The organism is Neptunomonas phycophila (assembly GCF_001922575.1).
Lineage (GTDB): Bacteria > Pseudomonadota > Gammaproteobacteria > Pseudomonadales > Balneatricaceae > Neptunomonas > Neptunomonas phycophila.
On sequence record NZ_MRCI01000001.1, the window covers coordinates 2,261,552 to 2,285,493 of the forward strand.

At 44.6% G+C, this 23,942-nt stretch carries 21 protein-coding genes and 1 other RNA gene; 11 read left to right on the top strand and 11 right to left on the bottom strand.

Going from position 1 to position 23,942, the window contains the following annotated elements; genetic code table 11:
- Window positions 1-131 precede the first annotated feature (131 nt).
- Window positions 132-1,070 (top strand): LysR family transcriptional regulator, encoded by a 939-nt coding sequence (locus BS617_RS10220; RefSeq protein WP_075172706.1) that lies wholly within the window; start codon window positions 132-134, stop codon window positions 1,068-1,070.
- A 42-nt stretch (window positions 1,071-1,112) separates the two neighbouring features.
- Here BS617_RS10220 and rho read toward each other — a convergent pair whose 3' ends face one another.
- Both rho and BS617_RS10230 read right to left on the bottom strand, forming a co-directional pair.
- A complete protein-coding gene (gene rho, locus BS617_RS10225; protein ID WP_075172707.1) occupies window positions 1,113-2,075 on the bottom strand; it encodes a transcription termination factor Rho in 963 nt (320 codons plus the stop codon).
- Window positions 2,076-2,128: 53 nt separating this feature from the next.
- Window positions 2,129-2,758 carry a pseudouridine synthase gene (locus tag BS617_RS10230; protein WP_306460946.1) on the bottom strand — a complete coding sequence of 210 codons (630 nt, stop codon included), beginning with the start codon at window positions 2,756-2,758 and terminating at the stop codon, window positions 2,129-2,131.
- A 226-nt stretch (window positions 2,759-2,984) separates the two neighbouring features.
- Here BS617_RS10230 and BS617_RS10235 point away from each other — a divergent pair, with 226 nt between their 5' ends.
- From BS617_RS10235 to BS617_RS10265, 7 genes are all read left to right on the top strand, one after another.
- The gene (locus BS617_RS10235) at window positions 2,985-4,676 is read left to right on the top strand and encodes a sensor histidine kinase (RefSeq protein WP_075172709.1); all 1,692 of its coding nucleotides are present in this window, start codon (window positions 2,985-2,987) and stop codon (window positions 4,674-4,676) included.
- Window positions 4,669-6,021, top strand: a complete 1,353-nt coding sequence (locus tag BS617_RS10240) for a sigma-54-dependent transcriptional regulator (protein WP_075172710.1) — start codon at window positions 4,669-4,671, stop codon at window positions 6,019-6,021. Before BS617_RS10235 ends, BS617_RS10240 begins: the two co-directional genes overlap by 8 nt.
- 5 nt (window positions 6,022-6,026) lie before the next feature.
- Entirely contained in the window at window positions 6,027-7,283 is a 1,257-nt protein-coding gene (locus BS617_RS10245) for an ABC transporter substrate-binding protein (protein ID WP_246283243.1), read from the top strand.
- A 326-nt stretch (window positions 7,284-7,609) separates the two neighbouring features.
- Window positions 7,610-9,049, top strand: coding sequence for an NAD-dependent succinate-semialdehyde dehydrogenase (locus tag BS617_RS10250; RefSeq protein WP_212667425.1), 1,440 nt, complete (start codon window positions 7,610-7,612; stop codon window positions 9,047-9,049).
- Window positions 9,050-9,078: 29 nt separating this feature from the next.
- On the top strand, window positions 9,079-10,233 hold the full coding sequence (locus BS617_RS10255) for an iron-containing alcohol dehydrogenase (RefSeq protein WP_371264551.1): 1,155 nt from the start codon (window positions 9,079-9,081) through the stop codon (window positions 10,231-10,233).
- An 83-nt stretch (window positions 10,234-10,316) separates the two neighbouring features.
- Window positions 10,317-11,681 (top strand): hypothetical protein, encoded by a 1,365-nt coding sequence (locus BS617_RS10260; RefSeq protein ID WP_075172713.1) that lies wholly within the window; start codon window positions 10,317-10,319, stop codon window positions 11,679-11,681.
- A 247-nt stretch (window positions 11,682-11,928) separates the two neighbouring features.
- A complete protein-coding gene (locus BS617_RS10265; RefSeq protein ID WP_075172714.1) occupies window positions 11,929-13,704 on the top strand; it encodes an SLC13 family permease in 1,776 nt (591 codons plus the stop codon).
- A 38-nt stretch (window positions 13,705-13,742) separates the two neighbouring features.
- On the opposite strand, the gene BS617_RS10270 is transcribed toward BS617_RS10265, so the two are convergent.
- On the bottom strand, window positions 13,743-14,150 hold the full coding sequence (locus BS617_RS10270; RefSeq protein ID WP_075172715.1) for an MAPEG family protein: 408 nt from the start codon (window positions 14,148-14,150) through the stop codon (window positions 13,743-13,745).
- 91 nt (window positions 14,151-14,241) lie between these two features.
- Here BS617_RS10270 and BS617_RS10275 point away from each other — a divergent pair, with 91 nt between their 5' ends.
- Window positions 14,242-14,817: a TetR/AcrR family transcriptional regulator gene (locus BS617_RS10275; protein WP_075172716.1), complete on the top strand. Its 576-nt coding sequence runs from the start codon at window positions 14,242-14,244 to the stop codon at window positions 14,815-14,817.
- A gap of 26 nt (window positions 14,818-14,843) precedes the next feature.
- On the opposite strand, the gene BS617_RS10280 is transcribed toward BS617_RS10275, so the two are convergent.
- Window positions 14,844-15,251 (bottom strand): hypothetical protein, encoded by a 408-nt coding sequence (locus tag BS617_RS10280; RefSeq protein ID WP_075172717.1) that lies wholly within the window; start codon window positions 15,249-15,251, stop codon window positions 14,844-14,846.
- Window positions 15,252-15,415: 164 nt separating this feature from the next.
- On the opposite strand from BS617_RS10280, the gene BS617_RS10285 reads away from it, so the two are divergent.
- Together BS617_RS10285 and BS617_RS10290 are read left to right on the top strand one after the other, a co-directional pair.
- Window positions 15,416-16,084: a DUF4056 domain-containing protein gene (locus tag BS617_RS10285; protein WP_075172718.1), complete on the top strand. Its 669-nt coding sequence runs from the start codon at window positions 15,416-15,418 to the stop codon at window positions 16,082-16,084.
- Window positions 16,071-16,457 carry a hypothetical protein gene (locus BS617_RS10290; RefSeq protein WP_075172719.1) on the top strand — a complete coding sequence of 129 codons (387 nt, stop codon included), beginning with the start codon at window positions 16,071-16,073 and terminating at the stop codon, window positions 16,455-16,457. Before BS617_RS10285 ends, BS617_RS10290 begins: the two co-directional genes overlap by 14 nt.
- Before the next feature lie 83 nt (window positions 16,458-16,540).
- Here the strand turns inward: BS617_RS10290 and BS617_RS18270 are convergent, their stop codons facing one another.
- From BS617_RS18270 to BS617_RS10320, 7 genes are all read right to left on the bottom strand, one after another.
- Entirely contained in the window at window positions 16,541-16,678 is a 138-nt protein-coding gene (locus BS617_RS18270) for a hypothetical protein (protein WP_170870339.1), read from the bottom strand.
- A gap of 223 nt (window positions 16,679-16,901) precedes the next feature.
- Window positions 16,902-18,827, bottom strand: coding sequence for a UvrD-helicase domain-containing protein (locus BS617_RS10295; protein ID WP_075173538.1), 1,926 nt, complete (start codon window positions 18,825-18,827; stop codon window positions 16,902-16,904).
- 10 nt (window positions 18,828-18,837) lie between these two features.
- Window positions 18,838-21,003, bottom strand: coding sequence for an ATP-dependent nuclease (locus tag BS617_RS10300; protein WP_075172720.1), 2,166 nt, complete (start codon window positions 21,001-21,003; stop codon window positions 18,838-18,840).
- A 217-nt stretch (window positions 21,004-21,220) separates the two neighbouring features.
- Window positions 21,221-21,637, bottom strand: coding sequence for a hypothetical protein (locus BS617_RS10305; protein ID WP_075172721.1), 417 nt, complete (start codon window positions 21,635-21,637; stop codon window positions 21,221-21,223).
- Between the two features lie 264 nt (window positions 21,638-21,901).
- On the bottom strand, window positions 21,902-22,267 hold the full coding sequence (locus BS617_RS10310; protein ID WP_075172722.1) for a DUF6232 family protein: 366 nt from the start codon (window positions 22,265-22,267) through the stop codon (window positions 21,902-21,904).
- A gap of 508 nt (window positions 22,268-22,775) precedes the next feature.
- An RNA gene (gene ffs / locus BS617_RS10315) (signal recognition particle sRNA small type) lies at window positions 22,776-22,872 on the bottom strand.
- A gap of 100 nt (window positions 22,873-22,972) precedes the next feature.
- Entirely contained in the window at window positions 22,973-23,908 is a 936-nt protein-coding gene (locus tag BS617_RS10320; RefSeq protein WP_075172723.1) for a LysR family transcriptional regulator, read from the bottom strand.
- Between the last annotated feature and the right edge of the window lie 34 nt (window positions 23,909-23,942).

Consider the following 23,942-nt stretch of genomic DNA (forward strand, 5'->3'; position numbering starts at 1 on the left):
AACGCTCCACTTTGATAAGGGTGATGATGTGAGTCTGGCTCATCAACATCGGATGAAAGCGATAGTACGCCTTGATTTACATGCCTGTAAGCGCATAATGATTGAAACATTATCAAAAATAATTTGAGAAAATGCAGATAGAAGATCTTCAAGTGGTCCTTAAGGTAGCGGAGTTTCGCAGCATTACAGCGGCAGCCTTACACCTAGATATGCAGGTCGCCACCGCCAGCGCCGCCTTAAAACGAGTCGAGGCACAGCTAGGTACAGAACTGTTCATACGAACAACTCGCCAGCTAAGGTTATCCAGCTCAGGCGAAAAGTACATTCCGCAGTGTGAGCAAGCATTGCTCATGCTGGACAGCGCAAAACAAAATATTAAAAACGATCAGGCGATTATTGACGGAGAACTACGCATTGCATTGTCCTCTGATTTTGGACGCAACTTGGCGATCCCCTGGCTAGATGAGTTTATGGAACAGCACCCGAACTTAAGCATTCGGACCCACATGAGTGATAGCAATATCGATTTTTATAGAGATTCATTAGACATGGCGATTCGTTACGGATCCCCCAATGACGCTAACTTGTATGGCTTCAAAATATGTAATGTTCCTCGGTTATTGTGCGCCACACCCAGCTATCTAAAAAAACATGGCACCCCAAAACATCCTCAAGATTTACCCTCTCACAATGCGTTACTTTATCAGTTACATGACATCACCCATGACGTATGGACATTTTATGAAGGCGAAACTCAGCACAAGATAAAAGTCAGCGGTAATCGCATAACAAACGACAGTGATTTAGTGCGGCGTTGGTGCACAAGTGGTAAAGGGCTAGCGGCCAAATCGTGTTTTGATATGGCTAATGATTTATTGGCGGATAGAGTCGTTAGCCTAATGCCAGGCTTTAAACCCGCCGCCACAGAGATGTGGCTTATCTTCCCTAGCAGGCAATCTATCACACCCGCCGCACGCCTTTTACGGGATTTATTAAAAGAAAAAAGCACCCAAGTATTAAAGCAGTTGATCGCAAAAGGAGTCATCAGCCAAGATGCGTTACTCAACTAAAATACAAAACACATACGCCGGAGCAGCGACAAAAACAGCTTTTCACGTTGATGAGATACTCGGTTTAAACGCATCTAACAACTCAGTATTGGTCGGGTATTTTTCAAGTAATTCGGCTAATCGCTTTGCACCTTCGATTGGCTTAAGTAAAGTTAAAGCACGCCTTAAGCTTCTTACCTGATCAATACTTTTAGCGTCTAATAAGAACTCTTCACGGCGTGTGCTGCTTTTTGCGATATCGATCGCGGGGAATATACGATGGTTCGCAATCTCGCGTGACAATACCAACTCCATGTTACCTGTGCCTTTAAACTCCTCAAAAATCACTTGATCCATGCGGCTGCCGGTATCCACTAAAATAGTCGCTAAGATCGTTAGCGAGCCACCGTTTTCAATTTTACGAGCAGCACCAAACAACTTGCGCGGTATCTCCAGCGCTCTGGCATCAACGCCGCCCGACATAGTGCGGCCACTGCTTTTGCGTTCGGCATTGTGGACACGCGCCAAACGCGTTAGTGAATCAATAACAATCATGACATTGTTACCTTCTCCAGCCTCTTTACAGGCTTTATCGAGTAACTCATCCGCTAACCGCGCATGGTGGGCATAGCTTTGATCTGACGATGATGCATGCACTTCGGCCGCTACGCCCCGAGTAAAGTCTGTAACCTCTTCTGGGCGCTCATCAATTAACAATGCATAAAGCTTGATATCAGGATACGCCTTACCAACGGCTTGGCAGATATGTTTTAGGGTTGTTGTTTTTCCTGATCCGGGTGGCGCAACGACCAAACCGCGCTGCCCCATACCGATGGGCGTTATTAAGTCCATCGCACGGGTAGAATATTCCTGAGAGCCCAACTCCAAACGAATACAGGGTGAAGGGTGTATAGCTACACCATTCAAAAAACGCTGTTTAGGGTCATTGGGATACAAATCTTGCGCTGTATCAATTGGCTCGACGGGGGTACGTTTTACCTTCAAGCTGAGTGTCTTTCTTGTCATGGTATCGCTTTATTACTCTGGTTAAATCAATGGATTAATAGCCTACATAAAGCTTATTGAGCCAGGCTAAAGGACTGAACTTCGGTATCATGTAAATAACGCCACTGGCCTTCATCAACATCGACGAGAACATCACCTATTTGCTCACGATGCAGCGAAGCGACTCGGTTACCCACGGCAGCAAACATACGCTTCACCTGATGGAACCGACCTTCGGTAATCGTTAAACGCACATCTTTGGAGGATATGACCTCTAGGGTAGCAGGTAATGTTAAGCGTTGTTCACCTTGTAGCCGAATCCCTTGCTTAAATTGCGCAACTAATTCATCGATATCCCCTGCCGATAAAGCCCGCGCTAAACCAACGCGATACACTTTAGGGCAAGCATTAGTTGGTTGCGTTATATGAAAAGACCATCGACCATCGTCAGTTATTAGCACTAAACCTGTGGTATCTACATCTAAACGCCCAACAATATGTAGCTCTGACACTCGGTCGATATCCAATAGATTAAAAAGCGATGGGTAGGCCTCATCCACATTAGAGCAGACCAAACCAGCGGGTTTATGCATCAAAAGATAACGAAATGCTCTGGGTTTAAGCTGTACCCCGTCTAATTCAATTGTGTTGTTTTCATGTACTTGTAGCGCGGCATCAATCGCTACGGTTGCATTAACACTCACCCTCCCCGCCTGTATAGAACAAACGGCCTCAGCTTTAGAGAGCTGGGTGCTTTTACAAATGTATTTATCGAGACGCATTTACCTGCCTACTATGGATTACAGCGGGAGCCGTTATTAACTCTGACTGCATTAGATAACAACTAAGTCATACAATACTGGATTGAACAAGAAAACTTCGCCATTATTACTCGCATAATAAACAAAACATACCAGCAAGAGTCTCCACTTGAATCCCAAACGCAGTAGCCGCCTCACCAATAGATATTTGCTTTTATCCTTGCTGGTTGCGCTCGTTCCATTGCTGCTGTTTGCCAGTATTTATGACTCTTACTTTTTTCAGTTGCTAGGCAAAGTGACTAACGCCCAATTAGGCAGTCGAGTAGCCGCGGTTCAGAATGAATTTCAGGTACATTTACGAGAGCGAGCCTATCAGTTAGATGTGCTCGCCGACGAACTAGACTCCCCCGTCATTTACAGCGAATCGGGAGTCAACTCGCTATCAACCGAACTGCAAACCCTGTTACGGCTACAAACCGACTTACACAATGTGTATGGCATTGTGTTTTTTGATAAACAGCGACGTTTTTTATGGAGCTTTCCGGACAATGCTTACTCGGCTGAACGTTATCAATCATCACTACGTTATGGCCCAATCGCCTTTGACGACACAGAACTCTACGGGCCTGAGCCATACAGTTTTAATCACCCACCGGCGGTATTGATGCTCAAACCCATTGCCGCAAGCTTTAACGCATCTGAACAATACTATATCGGGTTAGTACTTCGGTTTAACTCGCTGGCTTCTCTCCCTAAAAACTTAGGTGCAGAAGGTATCTACACTCCATTGCTTGAAGTGCCTGGCCACCGGTTATTCGATATTGTCGGGCAGCCGGTAGAACACCACACTAAAGCCGTTAAAGGCTATCCGTTAATCCCCGAGTGGAACTTACAACTTATTCAAAATAAAGATTTAGTCAGCCCACCCAGTGCAGCCATGCGTAATGGTCTGATTAGCTTAGTGCTCCTAACCGCTGGCCTTTTACTGATTCTGCATTTCTACGTTTCTAAACATTTAGAAAGACAACTGGACAGCCTTATTAAAGGCGTAGAGCGAGTTGCCGCTGGCGATTTAGACTCCCCCGTGCCCTTACAGCCGGGCACCGAAGTAGAGCGTCTAACGCATGCTATCGAGCGCATGAGAGGACAACTCAACCAAACCATTAAAGCCACCATCGATATAGAGCGGCAAGCCTCTTTGGGTCAACTCGCTGCTGGGCTAGCTCACGATATACGAAACCCATTAACGATTGTCGGCATGACAATAAAAACGCTGATAAAACGCGAAGCCAAACCCAAGCATGTAGAAATGCTGCATATGGTTGAAGAAGAAATCGATCGGGTTGAGCAAGTCGTCAATAATTTATTAAATTATGCGCGGCCTAATCCCCCCAAACAGGAATACCTACAACTTTCTGATGAATTAGATAGCATAGCGGCTCTTGTGGATGCCTCCGCAAGAAAGCAACATGTTATCCTCAAAATAGAATGTCCGCAGGATCTCACCATACTCGCCGACCCTTCACATGTTCGCCAAGTGTTGATGAACCTGATCCTTAACGCCATTCAAGCGATGCCGCCTGCAGGCGGGGAGATATTATTAAGCGGGCAAAAGCAGGAGCACCACATCGTTTTATCGGTTATCGATAACGGTCCAGGTATCAGTGATACAGAGCTAGCGAGAGTCTTTGAACCATTCTTTACCACTAAAACAGCAGGAACAGGGTTAGGCCTTTCAATTTGTAAAACCTTATTAAATGCAAACCATGCAGAATTAACGATCGAAAGTGAAATAGGTGTCGGTACAAGCGTTCACCTCTCCTTTAACCTTCCTCCAAAGCAAGCAGATACCCATGAGTAACTTATCGGTTTTAATTATTGATGATGAGAAAAACCTAATACGCAGTATTATCTTTTCTTTGAGCGACCCTTCCATCGAAGTAGCCGCGGCACACACCGGTAAAGATGGGGTTGAGCAGTTTCAAAAGAGTCGCCCCGATGTAGTGTTGCTGGATTTAGGCCTGCCCGACATGTCCGGATTAGACGTATTGCATCAGCTAAAAACACTCAATGCCGACACCCCCGTCATTATGATCTCGGCACATGGTGATACGCGTACAGCTGTTCAAGCCGTTAAAGATGGCGCCGTGGATTATCTCACTAAGCCTTTTGATATTGATGAATTAGAAGTATTAATCCACCGCTGTGCAGAGCAACAACGCACACAAAAAGAACTATCGTTTTTACGTGCCAAACAAGGCGAAACACAATCCATTGTTGGGCTGGACGCCACTACAACACAACTCAAAGCCTTTATTGAACAAATAGGGAATAGTTCGGCGAAAACGGTCCTTATTACCGGAGAGTCTGGTACGGGCAAATCACTTATTGCCCGTTGTGTCCATGACACGCGCTTTAAAGACGCCCCTTTCATCGAAATTAATTGTGCCGCCTTACCTGAGCAACTTATCGAAGCCGAACTGTTTGGCGCTGAACGTGGCGCTTATACTGGGGCCTCTCAAAAAAGGGATGGGCTGATCGCTCTGGCGGATACTGGCACCTTATTTCTTGATGAGATTGGAGAAATGCCACTATCAGCTCAAACAAAATTACTCAGCTTTTTAGAAAACAGGAGTTATCGCCCCATCGGCGGTAATCGCATAAAACAAGCAAATGTCGTGGTAATAGCAGCCACCAACCGCGATCTAAAACAAGCGGTAACAGACGGTGCTTTCAGGGAAGATTTATTTTACCGATTAAATGTACTCCCCATTCACGCACCCGCATTGCGTGAAAGACCCAAAGATATCCCATTACTGATTAAGTACTTTACCGAGCAATTTTCCAGCAAAGAAGGCTCCAAAGCACCATTGTGGGACCCTGCGCTCATCCAGCTATTACAAACATACGCTTGGCCGGGCAACATACGCGAATTGAAAAACCTTGTAGAGCGATTTACGATTCTTTACCCGGGTATCACGGCAACAGCGCAGCATTTACCGCCCGAGTACGCCCCGCAACAGGCGATACAAACACCCGAGTCCAATACACCTGAGCTTACCTCTCAAGTAGAGAGCAAAGAGCGAGAAATCATTCTTAAAGCACTGAGCGACAGTAATGGACGAAAGAGTGTGGCGGCTGAAAAACTGGGCATTTCTAGGCACGCACTTAAAAGACGCTTACAGCGCCTTAACATTGAAAGTTAACCGACATGATACGCACAACAATGATGATCAAAAATCTGACACATAGATATGTACTTATCATTTTACTCAGCACATTACTGCACCCCTCAACAGTAGCTGGCGCTATTGTGTTGGGCGAGCAAAACGATGCTGATATCAATGTGGGCTGCCTTTTTCCACTGACAGGCCGCGGAGGTCTATACGGCCGCGATAGCCAGATAGGTATTCAAATAGCCTTGGAAAAACTTGCACAAAGCCCCGATGTGTATCCAACGCTAAAAGTCGTTATTGAAGATACGCGCTCAAAGGCTTCACGAGCAACACGCATAGTGAAAGACTTTGTCGAAAAAGGCCGTAGCCGGTTCATCTGTGGCGTGGTGAACTCGTCGGTTGCTTGGCAAGTTGCCAAAGTCGCCGCCCAAGAAGAGGTATTTTTTATCGGGACAGACCATGCGTCCTCCCGAATGACATCGCCGCTGGTAAGCCCCTATTATTTTAGAGTGAACAACAACACCCAACAGAGCGCTATAGCCGGTGCTAAATACATTAAAGAGTATTTCCCAAACAGCGCCGAAAAACCTATTCGCATCTCGCATATAGCGCCTGATTACGACTACGGCTATACCATATGGCAAGATCTTGTAGACGCATTAGACTCACTCGGCGTGCACTATCAGGTAGTGACGACCCTCTGGCCACGGCTTTACGAACCTAATTACAGCGCATTTATTAAAGCGCTATTAGAAAAGCCTACGGACTTAGTGATTAATTCCATGTGGGGTGGCGACCTAGTCGCCTTCATTCAACAGGCCAACAATACATCGCTGTTTAGCCACGCAAAGTTTGCAAACTTTGATACAGGCGGTAACTACGAAGTATTAGTCGAGCTGGGTAAAGACCTCCCCGAAGGGCTTATCATGTCAGCCAGACATCATAATAACTGGCCTCATACACCGCTAAATCAATGGTTTGTATCACGTTTTTATGAACTCAGTGGCCGATACCCTTCTTATGCCGCTGAAGGTGCCTACTCTGGAATCATGGCAATAGCCGAGGCCGTACACTTAACAGGGGTCGATGCTTCTAACGACGCATTAAAGACGGCACTGGAACACCTCTCATTACGCTTACCCGAAGACCCCGAAGGTTTCTCTTCTTTCATGGACCCAAAGACCCACCAGTTGCAACAGGTCATAGCGATAGGAACAACCACAGGTTCAAACAGCAAGCTATCCCTTCCCCGTTTACTCAGCCACTGGAAGATCTATTATCCTGAGCGCTAACCGATAACGAGCGCTTAGCGCTCGCTTTTCAAAATTTGATGAGCGGTTTCCGCTCAATAATTTACCACGCCTCACCCAACATCTATTTTTATTCAATACTTTCAGCAACTTACCTGCAATCAAAAAACTGGCACTTCGCTTGCTATCTCTAAACAACACTGCTCTCTTCAGAACAACAATAAAACGAAGATGATCGGCGCTCGTACGGCCACTCTACTCATCGTTAATCTCATCTGAAAAGACAGTTCTGTTGGTGCTCTGCTAACTCCTTACGTTTACACCTTCGTTGGGCAGAGCAAAACTTAATATAATAAATGGTAGCACTCATGTTAAAAGACATGTCCCTCCTCAAAGACCGTTGTTTAGTCAATGGACAGTGGGTAGAAGCTGAAAACAAAAGCACAATCGATGTCATCAACCCAGCCACAGGCGATGTCATCACCAGCATCCCTCATTTATCAGCCTCTGAAATCCCTGCCGTCATTTCGGCCTCACAAGTGGCTCAGCGCGAGTGGGCTGCGATGGCCGCCAAAGAACGCTCAAAAATTCTGCGACGTTGGTTCGAGCTGCTATTAGAAAATGCCGATGATTTAGCGTTACTCATGACGACTGAACAAGGTAAGCCCCTAGCCGAAGCCAAAGGCGAGATCGCTTACGCAGCCTCGTTTATTGAATGGTTCGCCGAAGAAGCGAAACGAATCTACGGTGATACGATTCCAGCTCCGCTGGCTAACCAGCGCTTAACCGTCATCAAACAGCCTATCGGCGTAACTGCGGCCATTACTCCATGGAACTTCCCAGCCGCCATGATCACACGCAAAGCGGCACCGGCATTAGCCGCGGGCTGCTCAATGATTGTACGACCTGCCGACCTCACACCGCTCACCGCCTTAGCAATAGGTGAGTTAGCACAGCGAGCGGGTATTCCTGACGGTGTGTTCCAAGTCGTTACCGGTTCAGCTAGCAAAATCGGCAAGGTACTCACCGACAGCACAACGGTAACTAAATTGTCATTCACAGGATCGACCGAAGTGGGCCGGTTATTAATGGCTCAATGCGCCGAGACCATTAAAAAAATGTCACTAGAGCTTGGCGGTAACGCCCCTTTTATTGTGTTTGACGATGCCGACCTAGATAAAGCGGTAGAAGGAGCCATGGCTTCTAAATACCGTAACGCTGGCCAAACATGCGTGTGCGCAAACCGTATTTTGGTACAACGCGGGGTTTATAAAGCTTTTTCAGAAAAACTACTTGAGAAAGTCAAAGCGCTTAACGTTGGAGATGGCACACAGCCTGGCACCGATATTGGCCCTATGATCGAAGAAAAAGCCATAGCCAAAGTCGAAGAGCATATCCAAGACGCCGTGAGTAAAGGCGCTACCCTGCTCTATGGTGGCGAGCGTCTAGGCGGACTCTTTCTAAAGCCCTCTATCCTGACCGACGTCACACCAGACATGAAAGTCGCCCAAGAAGAAACCTTTGGCCCAATGGCTCCTTTATTCCCGTTTGACACCGAAGAAGAAGCCGTAGCCATGGCAAACGATACCATTTTTGGCCTCGCCGCTTACTTCTTTACCAAAGACTACGCCCGCAGCATACGCGTTGCCGAAGCACTGGAATACGGAATGGTTGGCCACAACACCGGCATCATTTCAAACGAAGTTGCCCCGTTTGGCGGTGTAAAACAGTCAGGTTTAGGCCGTGAAGGCTCTAAATACGGCATCGATGAGTATCTAGAGCTGAAATACATCTGCAGCGCTCTTTAATCTTTAGGAAGATCACTATGAACAACGGCATTAAACCTTTTTCTTTTAACACGCCCGGATCAATGCATGTTGAATGGGGTGGCGCAAAACGGTTAGGAGAGCTGCTTTCAGGCTGGTTCAAAGAGCGTAACTTATTAATCGTTACCGACAAGTTCCTAAACGAAAGTGGCTTATTAGAAGAAACCAAAGCCTCATTAAAAGCGCACGGCTTTCATACCATTATCTTTGATGATGTTGTTGCGGACCCACCAGAACACGTACTCATGTCATGTGTTGAACTGGGTAAATCCCAGCAGGCCGATATTGTTTTAGGGCTGGGTGGCGGCTCGTCAATGGATATCGCCAAATTGGTCGCCGTCATGCTGACATCAGAGCAGCCATTGTCAGAACTCTACGGCATTGGAAACGTTCAAGGTTCTCGAACGCCGCTGATCCAAGTGCCGACAACAGCGGGCACAGGCTCCGAAGTGACCAATATTACGATTTTGACGACCGGCGAAACGACCAAAATGGGTGTAGTGGCACAACAGCTTTATGCAGACAGAGTACTGCTGGATGCCGAACTCACCGTCGGCTTACCTGCCCTACCGACGGCGGCGACAGGTATCGATGCCATGGTCCATGCAATTGAAGCCTACACTTCAGCGCACCTAAAAAACCCCGTATCGGATGCGTTAGCGAAAGAAGCTCTACGCTTGCTAGCTAACAACCTCATTACCGCCTGCACAGACGGAACAAACCGAGCGGCACGCGAAGCAATGTTATTGGGAGCCAACCTAGCTGGCCAAGCCTTTTCGAACAGCCCTGTAGCGGCCGTTCACGCATTAGCTTACCCATTAGGTGGCCACTATCACTTACCTCACGGCCTAACTAACGCCTTAATGCTTGGCCCTGTGCTTCGCTTCAACATGAAAGCAGCCGCCGAGTTGTATGCCGAGCTAGCCGATGTCTTGTTAGGCGAAAGCCAAGAAGATACGGCCACTAAAGCAAGCCGGTTCGTAGACCACATGCAATCGTTAATGAACGCATCTGGCGCGCCACAAAAGCTGAGGGAAGTTGATGTGACAGAAGAGAGCCTGCCTACCTTAGCGAAAGACGCCATGCTTCAAACTCGTCTACTTGGCAACAACCCTGTGCCAGTGACAGAAGAAGACGCCCTTAACTTATACCGAGAAGCCTTTTAATAAACCCTGTTTTAACAGGCCCTGATTGCCTCAGCCATCAACGCTGAGGCTCCTACATTATTAAAAAAATAAAGGAAATAATAATGAGAGAAGAACGCATAGACAGCCAAGAAACACCGTATTGGTCTATGGGACCTTTCAAGGTGCGCTTGCCCTTTATACATTACCGCTTTGAATGGCCAGATTACTTTCAAGGCTTATTGATGTGTGCCGTAGATTTAGCGGCAATACCACTGATGACCGAACTATTAGGCATGCCGTTTGAAGTCGCATTGGCTGTTGTTATGCTTAACGGTCTATTCTACTTACTACATCACCTGTTAGGTGACCCTGTGGTGCCAGGTTGGATCACACCTGCTATCCCACTACTCATGGCTTACTGCGCCGCCTTCCCTGAAGGCCCCGAACGAATACACGCACTCGTCTCATTCCAATTGCTCTTAGGGGTATTTGCCATCTTCATTGGCGCCTCGGGGCTCGCGCACCGAGTCGTATCGCTTATCCCGCAAGCGATCAAATCAGGGATCATTATTGGTGCCGGTATCGCCGCCGTAATGGCCGTATTTAAGGTAGATGGTCGCTTTGACTTATACCCAATCACCATTACCCTAGCGGTTGGTATCGCATTCTATGTCATTTTTTCTCGTCACTTTGCCGAGCTAAAACAGAGCAATGCACTGTTCAACCTCATCGGAAAATTAGGTGTATTCCCGATCATTGTCTTAGCGATCATCATTGCGCCTACCGTCGGTGAAACAAACTGGCCTACGCTTGAATGGGGCTTCTCTTCTCCTGACTTTGTCACACTGTGGAATGAGTACACAGTGTTTGGTATTGGCTTCCCTCCAATCGCTATGTTTATCAGCGCTATTCCTACGGTACTAGCAGCCTACATCGTTCTATTTGGTGATGTTTTACAAAGCCGCGCCATTCTAGAAGAAGCAGACCAAGCACGCCCCGATGAGAAGATTGATTACAGCCCAGACCGTGCTCACATGATCTTTGGTGCACGTAACTCAGCTATGTCTATCTTAGGTCCAGATGTCACCATGTGCGGTCCATTATGGGCAGCAATGCATGTCGTTATTGTGGAGCGTTTTAGCCAAGGTAAAAAAGCCATGTACTCTATTTTTGGCGGTGCAGGCTCGTTCCGCTGGGGTACCAATACTGGCTTATTGTTTATGCCAATCGTAACCCTAGTACAGCCGATCTTAGGCGTAGCGCTAGCACTAACACTGCTGATCCAAGGTTATGTATCGGTCAAAATAGGCATTATGGAAGCACGCTCTCAAAGAGACTTGGGTATTGCCGGTATAGTGGCCGCTGTTCTAGCCACCCGAGGTGCTACATGGGCATTCGCCGTGGGTGTAGTGCTATGCATACTGGTCTATGGCCGCGACTTCTTTGCAGGTGAAAAAGATAAGACCTTTGTAAAAGACCAAGACTAGTCAGTAACCATCAATAACGGCGCTCTTAAGGGCGCCGTTTTTAATTTAGCGCTTCTCATGCCTGTGCAGTTATGAATAATTCCATAGACCTTTATCTCCGATCAACACATCACACTTTGTATGGTTCGCTACACTCCCATTAATCATATGCTTTGAAAAGCCAGTAGTTTTTTTGGGCTTACCTACGTATTCTGAATAGTAAGCGGCACTGTTTCTCACCGTCTAAGGCTTTTATAGGGAGCTGCATTTGAATACCGATCAATGGCTGATTACTGCAATTTTGATGTTAACGCTGGTTCTCTTTGTGTGGGGAAAGTATCGCCATGATATTGTGGCTGCCATCGCCTTGGGGCTGTGTGTACTGGCAGGTTTGGTCGCGGCTGATGAAGCTTTTGTAGGCTTTAGCCACCCAGCGGTCATCACCGTAGCGGCCGTACTGGTCATATCCGATGCACTGCGCCGCTCAGGTGTGGTAGATGTGATTGTACAAAAAATCCTACCCTACACCGAAAGCCCACTCAGCCATATTCTGATCATGACAACGGTCGTCACCGTGGCCTCCGCCTTTATGAATAACGTAGGAGCCCTCGCGCTCATGTTACCTGTGGCGCTCGCCACCTGTAGCAAACATCAACGCTCGCCAGCGCTAATTTTGATGCCTCTAGCTTTTGGCAGTATTTTGGGCGGCATGACAACCGCCATAGGCACTCCGCCCAATATCATTATTGCCATGATGCGAGCTGAAGCAAGCGGTGAATCATTTAGCATGTTTGATTTTTCGCCAGTCGGTGTTGCTATCGCCATCATGGGCGTTCTCTTTATTACACTAGTTGGATGGCGATTAATCCCCGCCGCTCGACTTAAAAGCAGCTCGCCCGATCAACTATTTGCTATAGACGAGTACCTCACCGAAGTCATCATCACCGCCGACTCAAGCTTAGTGGGTAAATCAGTAGACGAGATAGATGGCTTACAAGACGCTAGCATCGAAATTGTGGGCATAGCCCACCGACATGGTAAAACGATGTCGATGCGTGCAGGACAATTGCTTAATGCTGGCGACATTTTACTCTTGCAGGCTGATCCCTCAGAAGTCCAACCCCTGCTCGACAAGAACGAGCTAGAACTGATCACCAGTGCCGATAAAAAGTTTTCTAAGCTAACCCAAGGCGAACTCACATTAGTAGAAGGTGTAATCAAAAAAGGCTCGGTACTAGAAGGCCGCGATGTACCCTTTTTACGTAGGCGAAGTGGTGGCTCCCTCGCATTGGTTGGCCTAGCGCGTGAAGGGCAGCATATTCGCAGGCTGCGACGTAAACAGTTTAAAGCAGGCGACATCTTGTTATTACAAGGCGCTGTAGATGACATCAACGAACGGCTTAGCGAGCTAGGTATGATTCCCCTTGCCGAGCGCAATATCAACTTAGGTCAGCCGAAAAAAATTGCCATTTCATTGGCTATCTTTACCGTCGCCATCGCTCTGGGTATGGCCAAAATACTGCCACTGGCGATCGTATTTTGCCTTGCCGTTATCGTCTATCTGTTACTGGATATTTTGCCTGTTCGTAACCTTTACGATGCCATCGACTGGCCGGTTATTATCCTGCTATCCGCCATGATCCCTGTAGGCTCTGCCCTACAAAGCACAGGCCTAACAGAGTTACTCGCCACGCAAGTATTAACGCTCACCCAAGGGATGCCCGTCTATCTTATTATTGGCCTGGTGTTAGTCGTTACCATGTTTTTATCGGACATCATTAATAATGCCGCCACGGCCGTGATCATGGCGCCATTGGCGTATGGTATTGCGATGGGGCTAGGCGTCAGTGCGGACCCGTTTTTCATGGCGGTTGCTGTAGGTGCCTCTTGCGCATTCCTCACCCCTATCGGCCATCAGTCCAACACACTAGTACTGGGCCCAGGCGGGTACGCCTTTGGGGACTACTGGCGCATGGGTTTACCACTTGAAATAATGATCGTACTGCTCGCCGTGCCGCTTATTTTGCTGGTTTGGCCTTTGTAACGCTAAAGGCAGGATTCAATGAATCATCTTTTTTATATTTAGCTAATTAAAATGATGAGCTGAACCCACATAGCTAACACAATTAAGCTGGATGTTAAAAAAGCATAAAACCGGTGTTTAGGGTGGTTATAGGTAATATGAATAACAGAGTGCACAATGCGTAAAGCGACAAAACACCACGCCAGAATAAGAATAACGAAGTTATTTATATCCAAGGCAACCAATAACACTCCCAAAATATAAAATAAAATAGGTACTTCTAAGAGGTTACTAAAGTTATTACTCAATTTTATAATATTTTCGGGTGCCTCATACCCTGTAAGTAATTTGTAATATTTCGGGTTTACTTGGCCTTTTTTAACACTGATCAGCCTAGCAGCCCCCATACTCAACCCCACCACAAACGTTACAACAACTAAAGCAAACATAGGATAGATAATGCTCATGCGACTTTGCCTCTCCAACAATTAGGCTTCATCTTAAAGTTATCTTTATATATGATAAAGAACATATATAAAAATAATGCGAACCCTTTCTATGCCCTATACTAAGACGCACAAAAGCAAAACCCGTAATAAAATTCTTGAATGCGCCTTCAGACTATTTGCCATAAAGGGTTTTAACGGCGTGACAATAGATGAAGTCATGAATAACGGCGGACTGACCCGAGGCGGTTTTTATGCACATTTTTCGAGTAAAGCAGAGCTGTACAGTGAAGCCTTAAAATTCGCTGCCACTAGCACTAAACTCGCTAACCTCAAACCTAACCACCTATCGGACCAACAATGGCTGTGTCTATTGCTCAATGAGTACCTGAGTGTAGAACATGTCCAAGGAAAACACCCCTGCCCTTTGGCATTCTTGGCTACCGATATCAATATCAAAAATGACGAAGTAAACACCGCATACGCGAACACTTACCAGGGTATGAATACCGCAATTATGGAGTACGCAAAGAGTTACACTCGTTGTGATGAGCAAGATATTTTGTCGGTCACTGCAATGATTATTGGGGCGGTCGCTATCGCTAGAACGCTAAAAGACCAAGGCGCTATAGAAAACCTACTAGCAGCATGCCGAAGGGAAGCCGGTGCAAAACTGGGCGGTGTTTAACGCCCCCATTATTGACTAGCATTTTCCTAGTGGTTAAAAACACTATCTAACGTGCAGTCATTCAATATCGTCAATTCATTTTCAATTTCAGAAAATTTCGAAATATCCTTAATAGCTAAATTCCCCTCCATTCCAAAAAGAAACTTGTTTCTGCGCCATGTAAATGGCAAATAGTCAGCTTGAGCCACAACAACCATGCCATTGTATGGTTCTTTAGCTAACACTTCTTTGAGCGACCTATACTGACTTGATTCAGGAACAACCCATAATTCATTCTTGAACTTGAACATAAAACAGATTGAATCATTTGACTGTACATCACTACCAACCAGTAGACAGTAGATGTTCTCTAAGTTAGCTATCTCTTGATGGGAAGCTTTACCACTGGATAAATGCAGTATTAAAGCATTATTTGAGGATGATAAACCTTCCATTTTCAATGTATTACCTTAGATTCCGCAGCCCCATAGTAATGCTTTATACTTTTCGATGTAACACTGTCTTTAAGATAGGTAGTACTTTAACTTGATCGCATCAGACCTCTGGAATACCATCACACACGGATCATCTTTAAATCTACAACAAGGAAGTTGAGAATATGTCCAAACGCCATCATATTATTGATAACAACAATCTTGCGAATAAAAGATTCGGATTAATCTATACTAAAAAGTGCGGCTGGATAGATCTAGGCCATGCCTACCCTGACTCGGCTAGTAAGCTTTGGGAAAGCATCTTGAATGAAAGGAGTCAACACAATGACTCGAGTTCACAAAATAACTTCACCGTAGAATATTCGCAAAGCATGGGAAGCAAAAAATACAACGCCAATACTTTTGTGGGTAAAAGAAAAAAATTTGAAATACAGAAAGGCTTATCATTAGATATAAAAAAATCTATTGCTCTAAGCATAATTTTAAAGGTTTCTTTGGAATTCGAAACCATGCAAAGCAACTGGTTTTACTCACTAATTACTGATAGTGGGTTTAGCTCTGAGGATTTAATATCTAATATTATTGGCGTATATAGAGCAATTTATCCTACCATTAACTTCTTAGAAATATGTCAACCTGTCTCTAAATCAGAATCCACTTATATTTGGGATAAATTTGGTGCAGTAGGAGCATTAAAAAACAGAACGCTTTCTCCCTATTTATACCCTCTTCAAGATGAGTCGACGACATACCCGAGGAAAAGTGTCTTACCTGCAATATTGAACACAATCAAACCTACCCAAGAAGGAAGCTATTTTAATGAAGTACGCTAAAATAGTTTTACCAGCGGTTTTAACGCTAATAATTCTATTTCTATTTTATTTTCTTTACACCTCCTTACAAGAGCATAACAACATAAAGAAAAATTCAATAACCTACTTTTTATTAGTTGACAATCTTATAAAGGAAGTGAGTGAAATTTCTGATTGCCGTTCTATATTTTCGTACATACCTGCAGACGGTGTTTCACCAGAAATTCAAAAAGTTGAAATGCGTGCATGTAAAGCTGGCGCGCTTCAAAAGATAGATATCTATCTTTCAGGTAATGGTTATAAACTAGTTAACAACGAATACGTTCTAGACAATAATGTTATTACTCGAACCAATTATCCAGAATACATATCTGTTGAAATGTATCACTACTAATATTCGGGATTAGCATGGTTTTTTTGGGATCAAGAGCCTTCTTTAATGTATTGAAAACCGGCAGACAACCATTAGCTTCATGATCACCAAAAAATGAGGCCGCGTTCAATATCAACAACGTGGCTGAGGGTGTATTCAAACATACTCGGTTGTACCTGATCCGCAAAACGAAGTGGGATCACCTTGGCTTGCTCGTAATTGTAGTGTTTGAATCGCGCCATCCGTTACACCAAGCAGGGTAAAGTTTGTTTGTGGCAGTTTAATCGAGCTTTTGAATGTAGGTCGAAAGATGCAGGGCTTATGCAGTAGCCCCACGCTGCCCTTATTTGGCCGAAAGCAGACATTCACTAAATTTCCGAGAACATCATAATTCTGCGGATCACATTCGTTCCTATTGACTATTAAGTGCGAAACTCAATATTAAATACGGTTTCAATGATGACTTTATAACTTGATAATTTCACATTCTCTCGCTAATTTTTTTTCCATAAGACTTTCCTTTACCTTAGTCACATCTGACGTATAAATCACATGGGCGAGGCTATTCTTCGCACGAGTAGATGTAACATAAAATAACCTTCGAGTTCGATCCAAACCAGTTTCTTCCCCTGCATCCCGTTTTATTTGGCTTGCTTTAGAAAGCTCCTTCGCGCCAAAATACTGCTCGTAGGAAAATAAGAATCCGCCAGCTTCATCATCATCCATGACAACCATTACACGCTCGAATTCGTTACCCTTCACACCTTGATGGGTTCGAAAAATTGAGTTCTCATCGATGTAGTCTTTATAGTTTTTAATCTGGAAGAAACCAGTTTCCAAGGCTTCAGCCCAAGCAGCAATTTCGCTGTCATCCCGCTCCTTAGGTTCTGGTTCAGCCTCCGGGCCAGCTCCAATTTGGCCTGAGTCTGATTTAGTCTCCGCCTCTTCTAAACCCGCTACAAACGACTGCAGTTTTTCAGGGATTCTAAGTAGCTTATGCTCGGCAATTACTTCTAGAACTTCACGAAAGCTGACCATATCATTTGAAACCACACCTCTAAATGCATGTTCCGCGTCTCGAGCAAGCGTGAGGGGGTCGTCCTTGTTTGCATCAAACACAATCGCTTCCAACAGCGGAGACTTGTTTTCTCTCAATATATACATCAATTCCGCTCGTCTTTCCTTCCGGCTCGCCTCAGCCAAAGGAAAAACAATGCCAGAGAAGAAGTTAAGTTCGGTATTTTCACCTTCAGCAATCCGATCTTTAATTTTGTCTGATCTTGAAAGCGTGTCCCAAAGCTCACCAAAGCCAAGTCGACGTCCAGCCATTTTATGTTCCAAAAGTAAAATAGCGGTTTCTTTGGATTGAGTATCTGTCCAGTCCGTGTCACCCGTAATTTCCGCCATATTCGCACGAATTTTCTCTTCGACTTGGTCTTTGTCTGAAACACCGTGCGACAATAAAAAATATCGAACATAACCTTCCGCGGCTCCATCTCGGGCAAACTGTTTACGTTTATCATCCTCACTACGAACTTGATTCCCTAATCCAACGATGCGCCGTGCTGATCGATGATTCATTTCCTTGTCGAAAGTAGTCCAACCGCTAGGCTGAGTCTTACCCAGCTCAGGTTCTCCCCCACCAAAGATACGCTGCATCGTATCTCCAAACAGGCCAATAACAACTTTATCCGATTTGGCTTTTTGCAGCTCAAAGAATGCACTAACTACGTCTTTATTAGTATCTTGGCTTTCGTCGATAAATATGAACGGAAATTTATTTATTATGATTTCATCCATCATCGGTTTGGAGGTCAATAATTTAGAGAAAATGTTCAAAACATCCGCGTGCGAAAGGGCATTTGGAGAGGAATTTATTCCGTTTGGATCGTAATCAAATGAGCGAGGTTGCGCTAACCATTCCAATTTCTGAGTTAGGCGGATGATATCCCTTTTTCGAGCATCAGATGCCTTGCCTTTTCGGCCTTTAGCTTCTTTTTCCTTGAGACTGTCTAACTCTGTGGGAATTTTTTCCAAGTACCACTTCCGTATGTCCTCATTGAAGCCGCCAATTGCATCCCAGCAAAAGCTATGAATCGTGGAAACCGCGAAGATCGGGTTCTGCTCGATTCGGTCCTTGATTTCGTCAGCAGCGTTGTTAGTAAAGGTTACAACGGCGATTTGCTTTCCTCGTCGAGAAAAGTCGTCAACATGTTGATTTTTAAGGAAGTCTAGAGCATTTTTTAGAGAGTAGGTTTTTCCTGATCCCGCCCCAGCGAAGGTAATAAAGCTTTTTCCTGACCCTATACGCAGGCACGCCTTAATAGCTTCATCAACATCACTGTCATGATCTATGGGTTTGGTTTCCGCCAAGTAGAATTCTTCTGACATAACGTCCCCACTATTTTTTTGGTGAAAGCTGATCTGACAGCCATTTAAGACCATCGCTCATGTATTCAGGGGGATTGAAGCTGTTCGACTCATTCTCCGCGAGATGGAATAGGCAACCAAAAGCAAAGCTCCCCTTATTTAAACCTTTCACATATTCATAAAGTGACTCAGACAAAGACGACTTACTTCCATCTTCATGGGCCGATTTCGCAGCTTTGAGTTTGGTGTCCTTCTGAAAATACTCTTGGTCAAAATTAGCCAAAATCAAAGCGTCTTCAAATGTTCGGGATAAAACCTCCTGTTCATAAATCTGGGTCGGCTTCTGAAAAGCAACGTAAAGCGGCGCACCTTCGCTTGTTGTTATATGTTCCGGTTTGGTCAAATCTACTAACTCATCTAACGTTTCTTTCTGTGGGTGCCAGGTCTTCAAAGTATCATTGTTGCTCTTTTGATCAGAGTTTCTTTGCGGGAAACAAGATTTCCCGTTGCTATCAACAGAGTCAAGATCCGTCAACACTAAAGTCGTAACCCCAAGCTTCTCGATTAACGCTTTGTATTTGTGCGTGTGAGCACCGTTCACTTCGAGCATCGAGATGTACCGGTTAGATAAATCTGGGAAACTATTGGAAATGAACTCTGGTACCAAAAGACGTTCTGCTTGCCCCTCCACGAATATAACGCCGTCGGCAAAGAAGATGTCACAATGAGTGAGCTTCAAGTGTTTACTTACAAACAAAAGCTCATCTTTCGCATTCGCAAAAAGCTCTGACATGTTTGCAATTGTTGTATGGTCCATTGCGATGGACGTATTCGCATCATTCCGGCGGAAGTAACGTAAATTTTTGAAGTCGATATCATTAATAATATGACTGGAGTGGGTACTAATCACGAGCTGTGTCTGGTATTCAGACTTATCTTTTTTGGTATCCTTGTCGCGCAAATCGGGATGATTCCGCAAAGTATCGTAAGCTTTCGATACAAAAACACGCTGAACTTGGGCGTGAAGATTAACTTCCGGTTCTTCAAGTAAAACCAGGTGAATTGGCTCAATGGGCTCTTCGACATTGCTTCCTGAAGAAGCCGATTTACCAACACGCATCCATTTGTCGCGGAATTCTAGAAGCCTAAAGGTCAGATAGATAAGATTCTGGTATCCGAGCCCCAAATAGCTTTCGGGAAGAAACTCTTCATCTTTTTTATCAAAACGGTATCGTACCGATGATGATTTTTGCAACGCATCCATTCCGCTGATTTGCGCGGAAATTTCAACAGTTGGATTACCACCGATACCAGGATAACCCATACTTTTCAATTCTTCGAAAGGAGCCTCAAACTGATCGTTCAATCTTTTGGTGAAGTCATTTTCTAAATTTTGCTGTTGCCCCAAGACTTTGAGATCGTCAGCCTCTGGGCAATCTTCTGGGTTCAAAATACGCTCATAATAGTCTCGAAGTAACTTATTGAGCCGCTGCTTTTCTGAATATGGCCCTTTTTGATCTGCGTTATCTTCAGCACCTAGCCCCCGCTGCTCGGAGATAACGTCTACTCGAATTAACTTTTTCAAAGCTTCAGATTTTAGCGGCTGTAAAACTTCGTTCGAACTAGGTTCAGCCTCTTTGCTCAAAACATAGTGCTTTTGCTTTATGAACTTACTGAAGTTCCGGCCTTTCTCTAAGAAATCACAGAGATCTTTTGGCCATAGGCTTACCTCACCTTGATGCTTGGATACTACCGCTCTCGTATCAATAAACTCACGAAATAGTTTGTATACATCAATCACTTCATAATTTATGCGAACGGATAGAGCTCCACCTTTCCACTCTAAGTCTGGTAGGATGTCACGAACCTTGTATGCCTCACTCGTTTCCGCTGTTATCTCGATATCTAAACTTGGTAATAACCCGACAAGAGCATCAGAGAGCTCCTGCATTTTCTCTATGGAGGGAAACTCATGTTCGACTTGTTTACCCAGATTTTGGATGTGCTTCCAATTCTTTTTAGATATATCTCTAACCTTGAGATTGTCCGGACTTTTTAGAAATGTATGCAGAGCACCAATGCAAGACGTTTTTCCACTATTGTTAGCACCTACAAGAACCGCTGTTTTATCATCAAGCACTAAGGTTACATCGGCTAGCCGCCGATAATTCTTTAAAGCGAATGAAGTAATTTTCATATATCAAGACCTTAAAAAACGGACCAAAGACAAGGGGGCTTACATTTAATATTATTTCTTTTTGCTACTTTTCGAGCGATGCCCGCTTACGGTAGAAAACGCACACTCGAGCGATGCCGTATAACGCCTGTAACACTTGACCGAAAAAGCGTAGCTTTTATAGGTCAAGTGTTTGCTCTTGTTAGTGCTGCATGTTTTTATAAAAAACTCACAAGTATTATTTATATCTCAAACCGATATTTTTCGTCTCACACTCACGTAAAACCCCCATCCATTGCGGCACCAGCGCTATACCAAACTGACTAGAGCCCCATGCATTGACTATTGTCTCGTTTTCATTTTTTTTCTTCATCTCTATCAAAACTGCATATTGATTGTTATAAAGGCGTACAAACATTTCAGCCATATTTAACTCTGTATACACATTTGAATAAACTGTACTATCGCCTACATATGAATTTTTTTGACGATTTTCATCCCAGCACTTTGACAAATACTGGTAATTTGCAGAAAAACTCTCATCAAGAAAATTAATTTGCGATCCATATTTAAGCTCTGGTTTTGTCTGTTTTAATCCTTGAACGCTACAGCCTGCTAACAAAACAGTGGTCATCAAAACAGTTACTACTCTCATTTAATACTCCTTTTAAAATTTCCGATTAAATCCTGATAATTCTAATTTTATTAGATAAAAAATTTTGTCACATATACAATATTACAACACATGACTACTATGCGTTTTATTAATCAACAAATAGCCTATTAACTCCATAGGGATTCTACACTTCGATTCACCAAGCACTTCAAACTTCGTAACCCGACACGCCACTAACGCAAAGTTCAGTTGCAAGATATATGGCACTACATTTTGTCAATTGAGACGCCTTGTTAGGTTAGGTTATCCTCTGCTCACTATTGATTCATTTAGAGCGGAAACAACACTTTCAATATAATTTTTATCTTCACTTGTTAGTGCTTGATTTTCTCCTGCCGAGGTACTCAATATAACTGAGTATTTATCTTTAGCACCTAAAAAAGCTAAGACTCCGACAATTATAATAATGATTCCCCATAAATATGATGGAACACCAAATAAGACAACCAAGCCAATTATAGCAATAACGATCCCCGCACCTTTTTTAGCCTCCTCTTTTCCTGTTTTAACAGAAGTAACATTACTCATTGCATATGTTTGTCCATCAACAATAAAACGACTATTTGATACAGAAACATTACTAGTTTCATAGAACATTTTTTCTTCCATAGGAACTCCATATTATTTGAGTAGAAGATAATTAAATTTTTGACCTAACAAGTATGGTGGCTGCCTAACATTTTATTCATGCGCATGCGCGTACACACCCCTGACTCTAAGATCAGAAATGGCACTTAAGGTATTGCTTAATAGTAAAAAAGTGGATTTATTCAAAAAGTACGGTTCCCTGTAAACGCGCTTGCGCATGATCATTCTTGGCTATGCGCGTTATCTTCCTTGTTGATAACGATAGTTTATTGATTCTAGATCGTTTCTAGCCGTTGTCCAGTATCAAAAAGTGTATGCTCGCTTTGCAAACCAAGCCATATTTTATACTTATCCCAAATGCGCGGTATAAGCGCACAAACAATAAGACATAGCTATCCACAAGGCGCGTAGTTGAAGACAAGCTACTGTTAAGACGCAAAGAATGTTGCTTTAGAAATATAGAAAAGAAGAATTGTACAAGCCTGCTGGATGAGGCTTAAAAATAACAAAGAGGAAGGTATGGGGGCAGCCCCACCAGCCACATCCCGGCACATGAATCCACCGCTGTGGCTGCTCCCTTCCGGGCCTGACCAGGTTCACGGTTTATCATTGCGAGAGGACCAGCAGGACTACCATAACGGCAATCAGAGTGGTTAACTCGTTAGCTGGCGCGAAGTATAACAGCATGAAAATGGATTGCAAAAAATTCCTTAACTAAGTGGCCAGCTATCTCCTGTTGGGAACTTTTTTGTTTAAAGTATGAGCAATTTGCTCTCGAACCCAACGGTGCATAGGGTCATTGTGGTGTCGGGCGTGCCAGTACAGATAAATATTTAAGTCAGGTAATTTTAAATCGGTGGGTAAAGGCCGTGTTACTACATTGCGCCCTATCGCTAGGCGTTCTATAAGCGAGACAGGCAACATAAAAAGCAGATCGGTGGTTTCGCAAAAATCGGCCACTCCCATAAAGCTGGTTAGGCGCAGTACAGTTGTTCGCTTACGGCGTAGTTCTTTTAAGTGGGTATCCATAAATGCAGGGCCTTGCCCCGTTAATGACACATACCCATGACGCGCGTTTAGGTACTCATCTAATGTTATTTCTTTATTGGCCAGTGGGTTGTTGGCTCCCATCACGATGGCTAAGCCCGTTTGACCAAGAAGCGTTCGATGGAACTGGTCTTCACCTACGTTTGGTCCAAAGCCAGACACCGCAAAGTGGATATCGTCACGTGCGAGCATTTCGAAGTAATCGGCGGGGCGCGAATCGAGCTCTACTTGCATCAAGGGTGCGGCCTCTTGCAGCACGCCTAAAAGATCCGACAAATACAGCGCCATTTCGAGATCAGGGCCCGCTATTTGAATGATCTGTTTGGATGTGGAGGGATCAAACTGCGGCTCAGCAATAATCTGTTTGATGTTAGCCAACACTGATTTCACATCGGTGCTGATCTGTTTGGCTCTTTCGGACAGATCATAACCATCGCCGGATCGGACCAGCAAAGGGTCCGAGAAGGTATGGCGCAAGCGTTGTAATGCTCGGCTCACGGCGGGCTGGCTCATGTGTAATCGTTCAGCGGCTTTGGTGACTTGTCGCTCTTCTAATAAAGCCTCTAGGACCACCAGCAGATTCAAGTCAATGGATCGCAAATTCACTTCGCGCATAGTTAGATTCACCAAAATGCATTATATGAAAGAA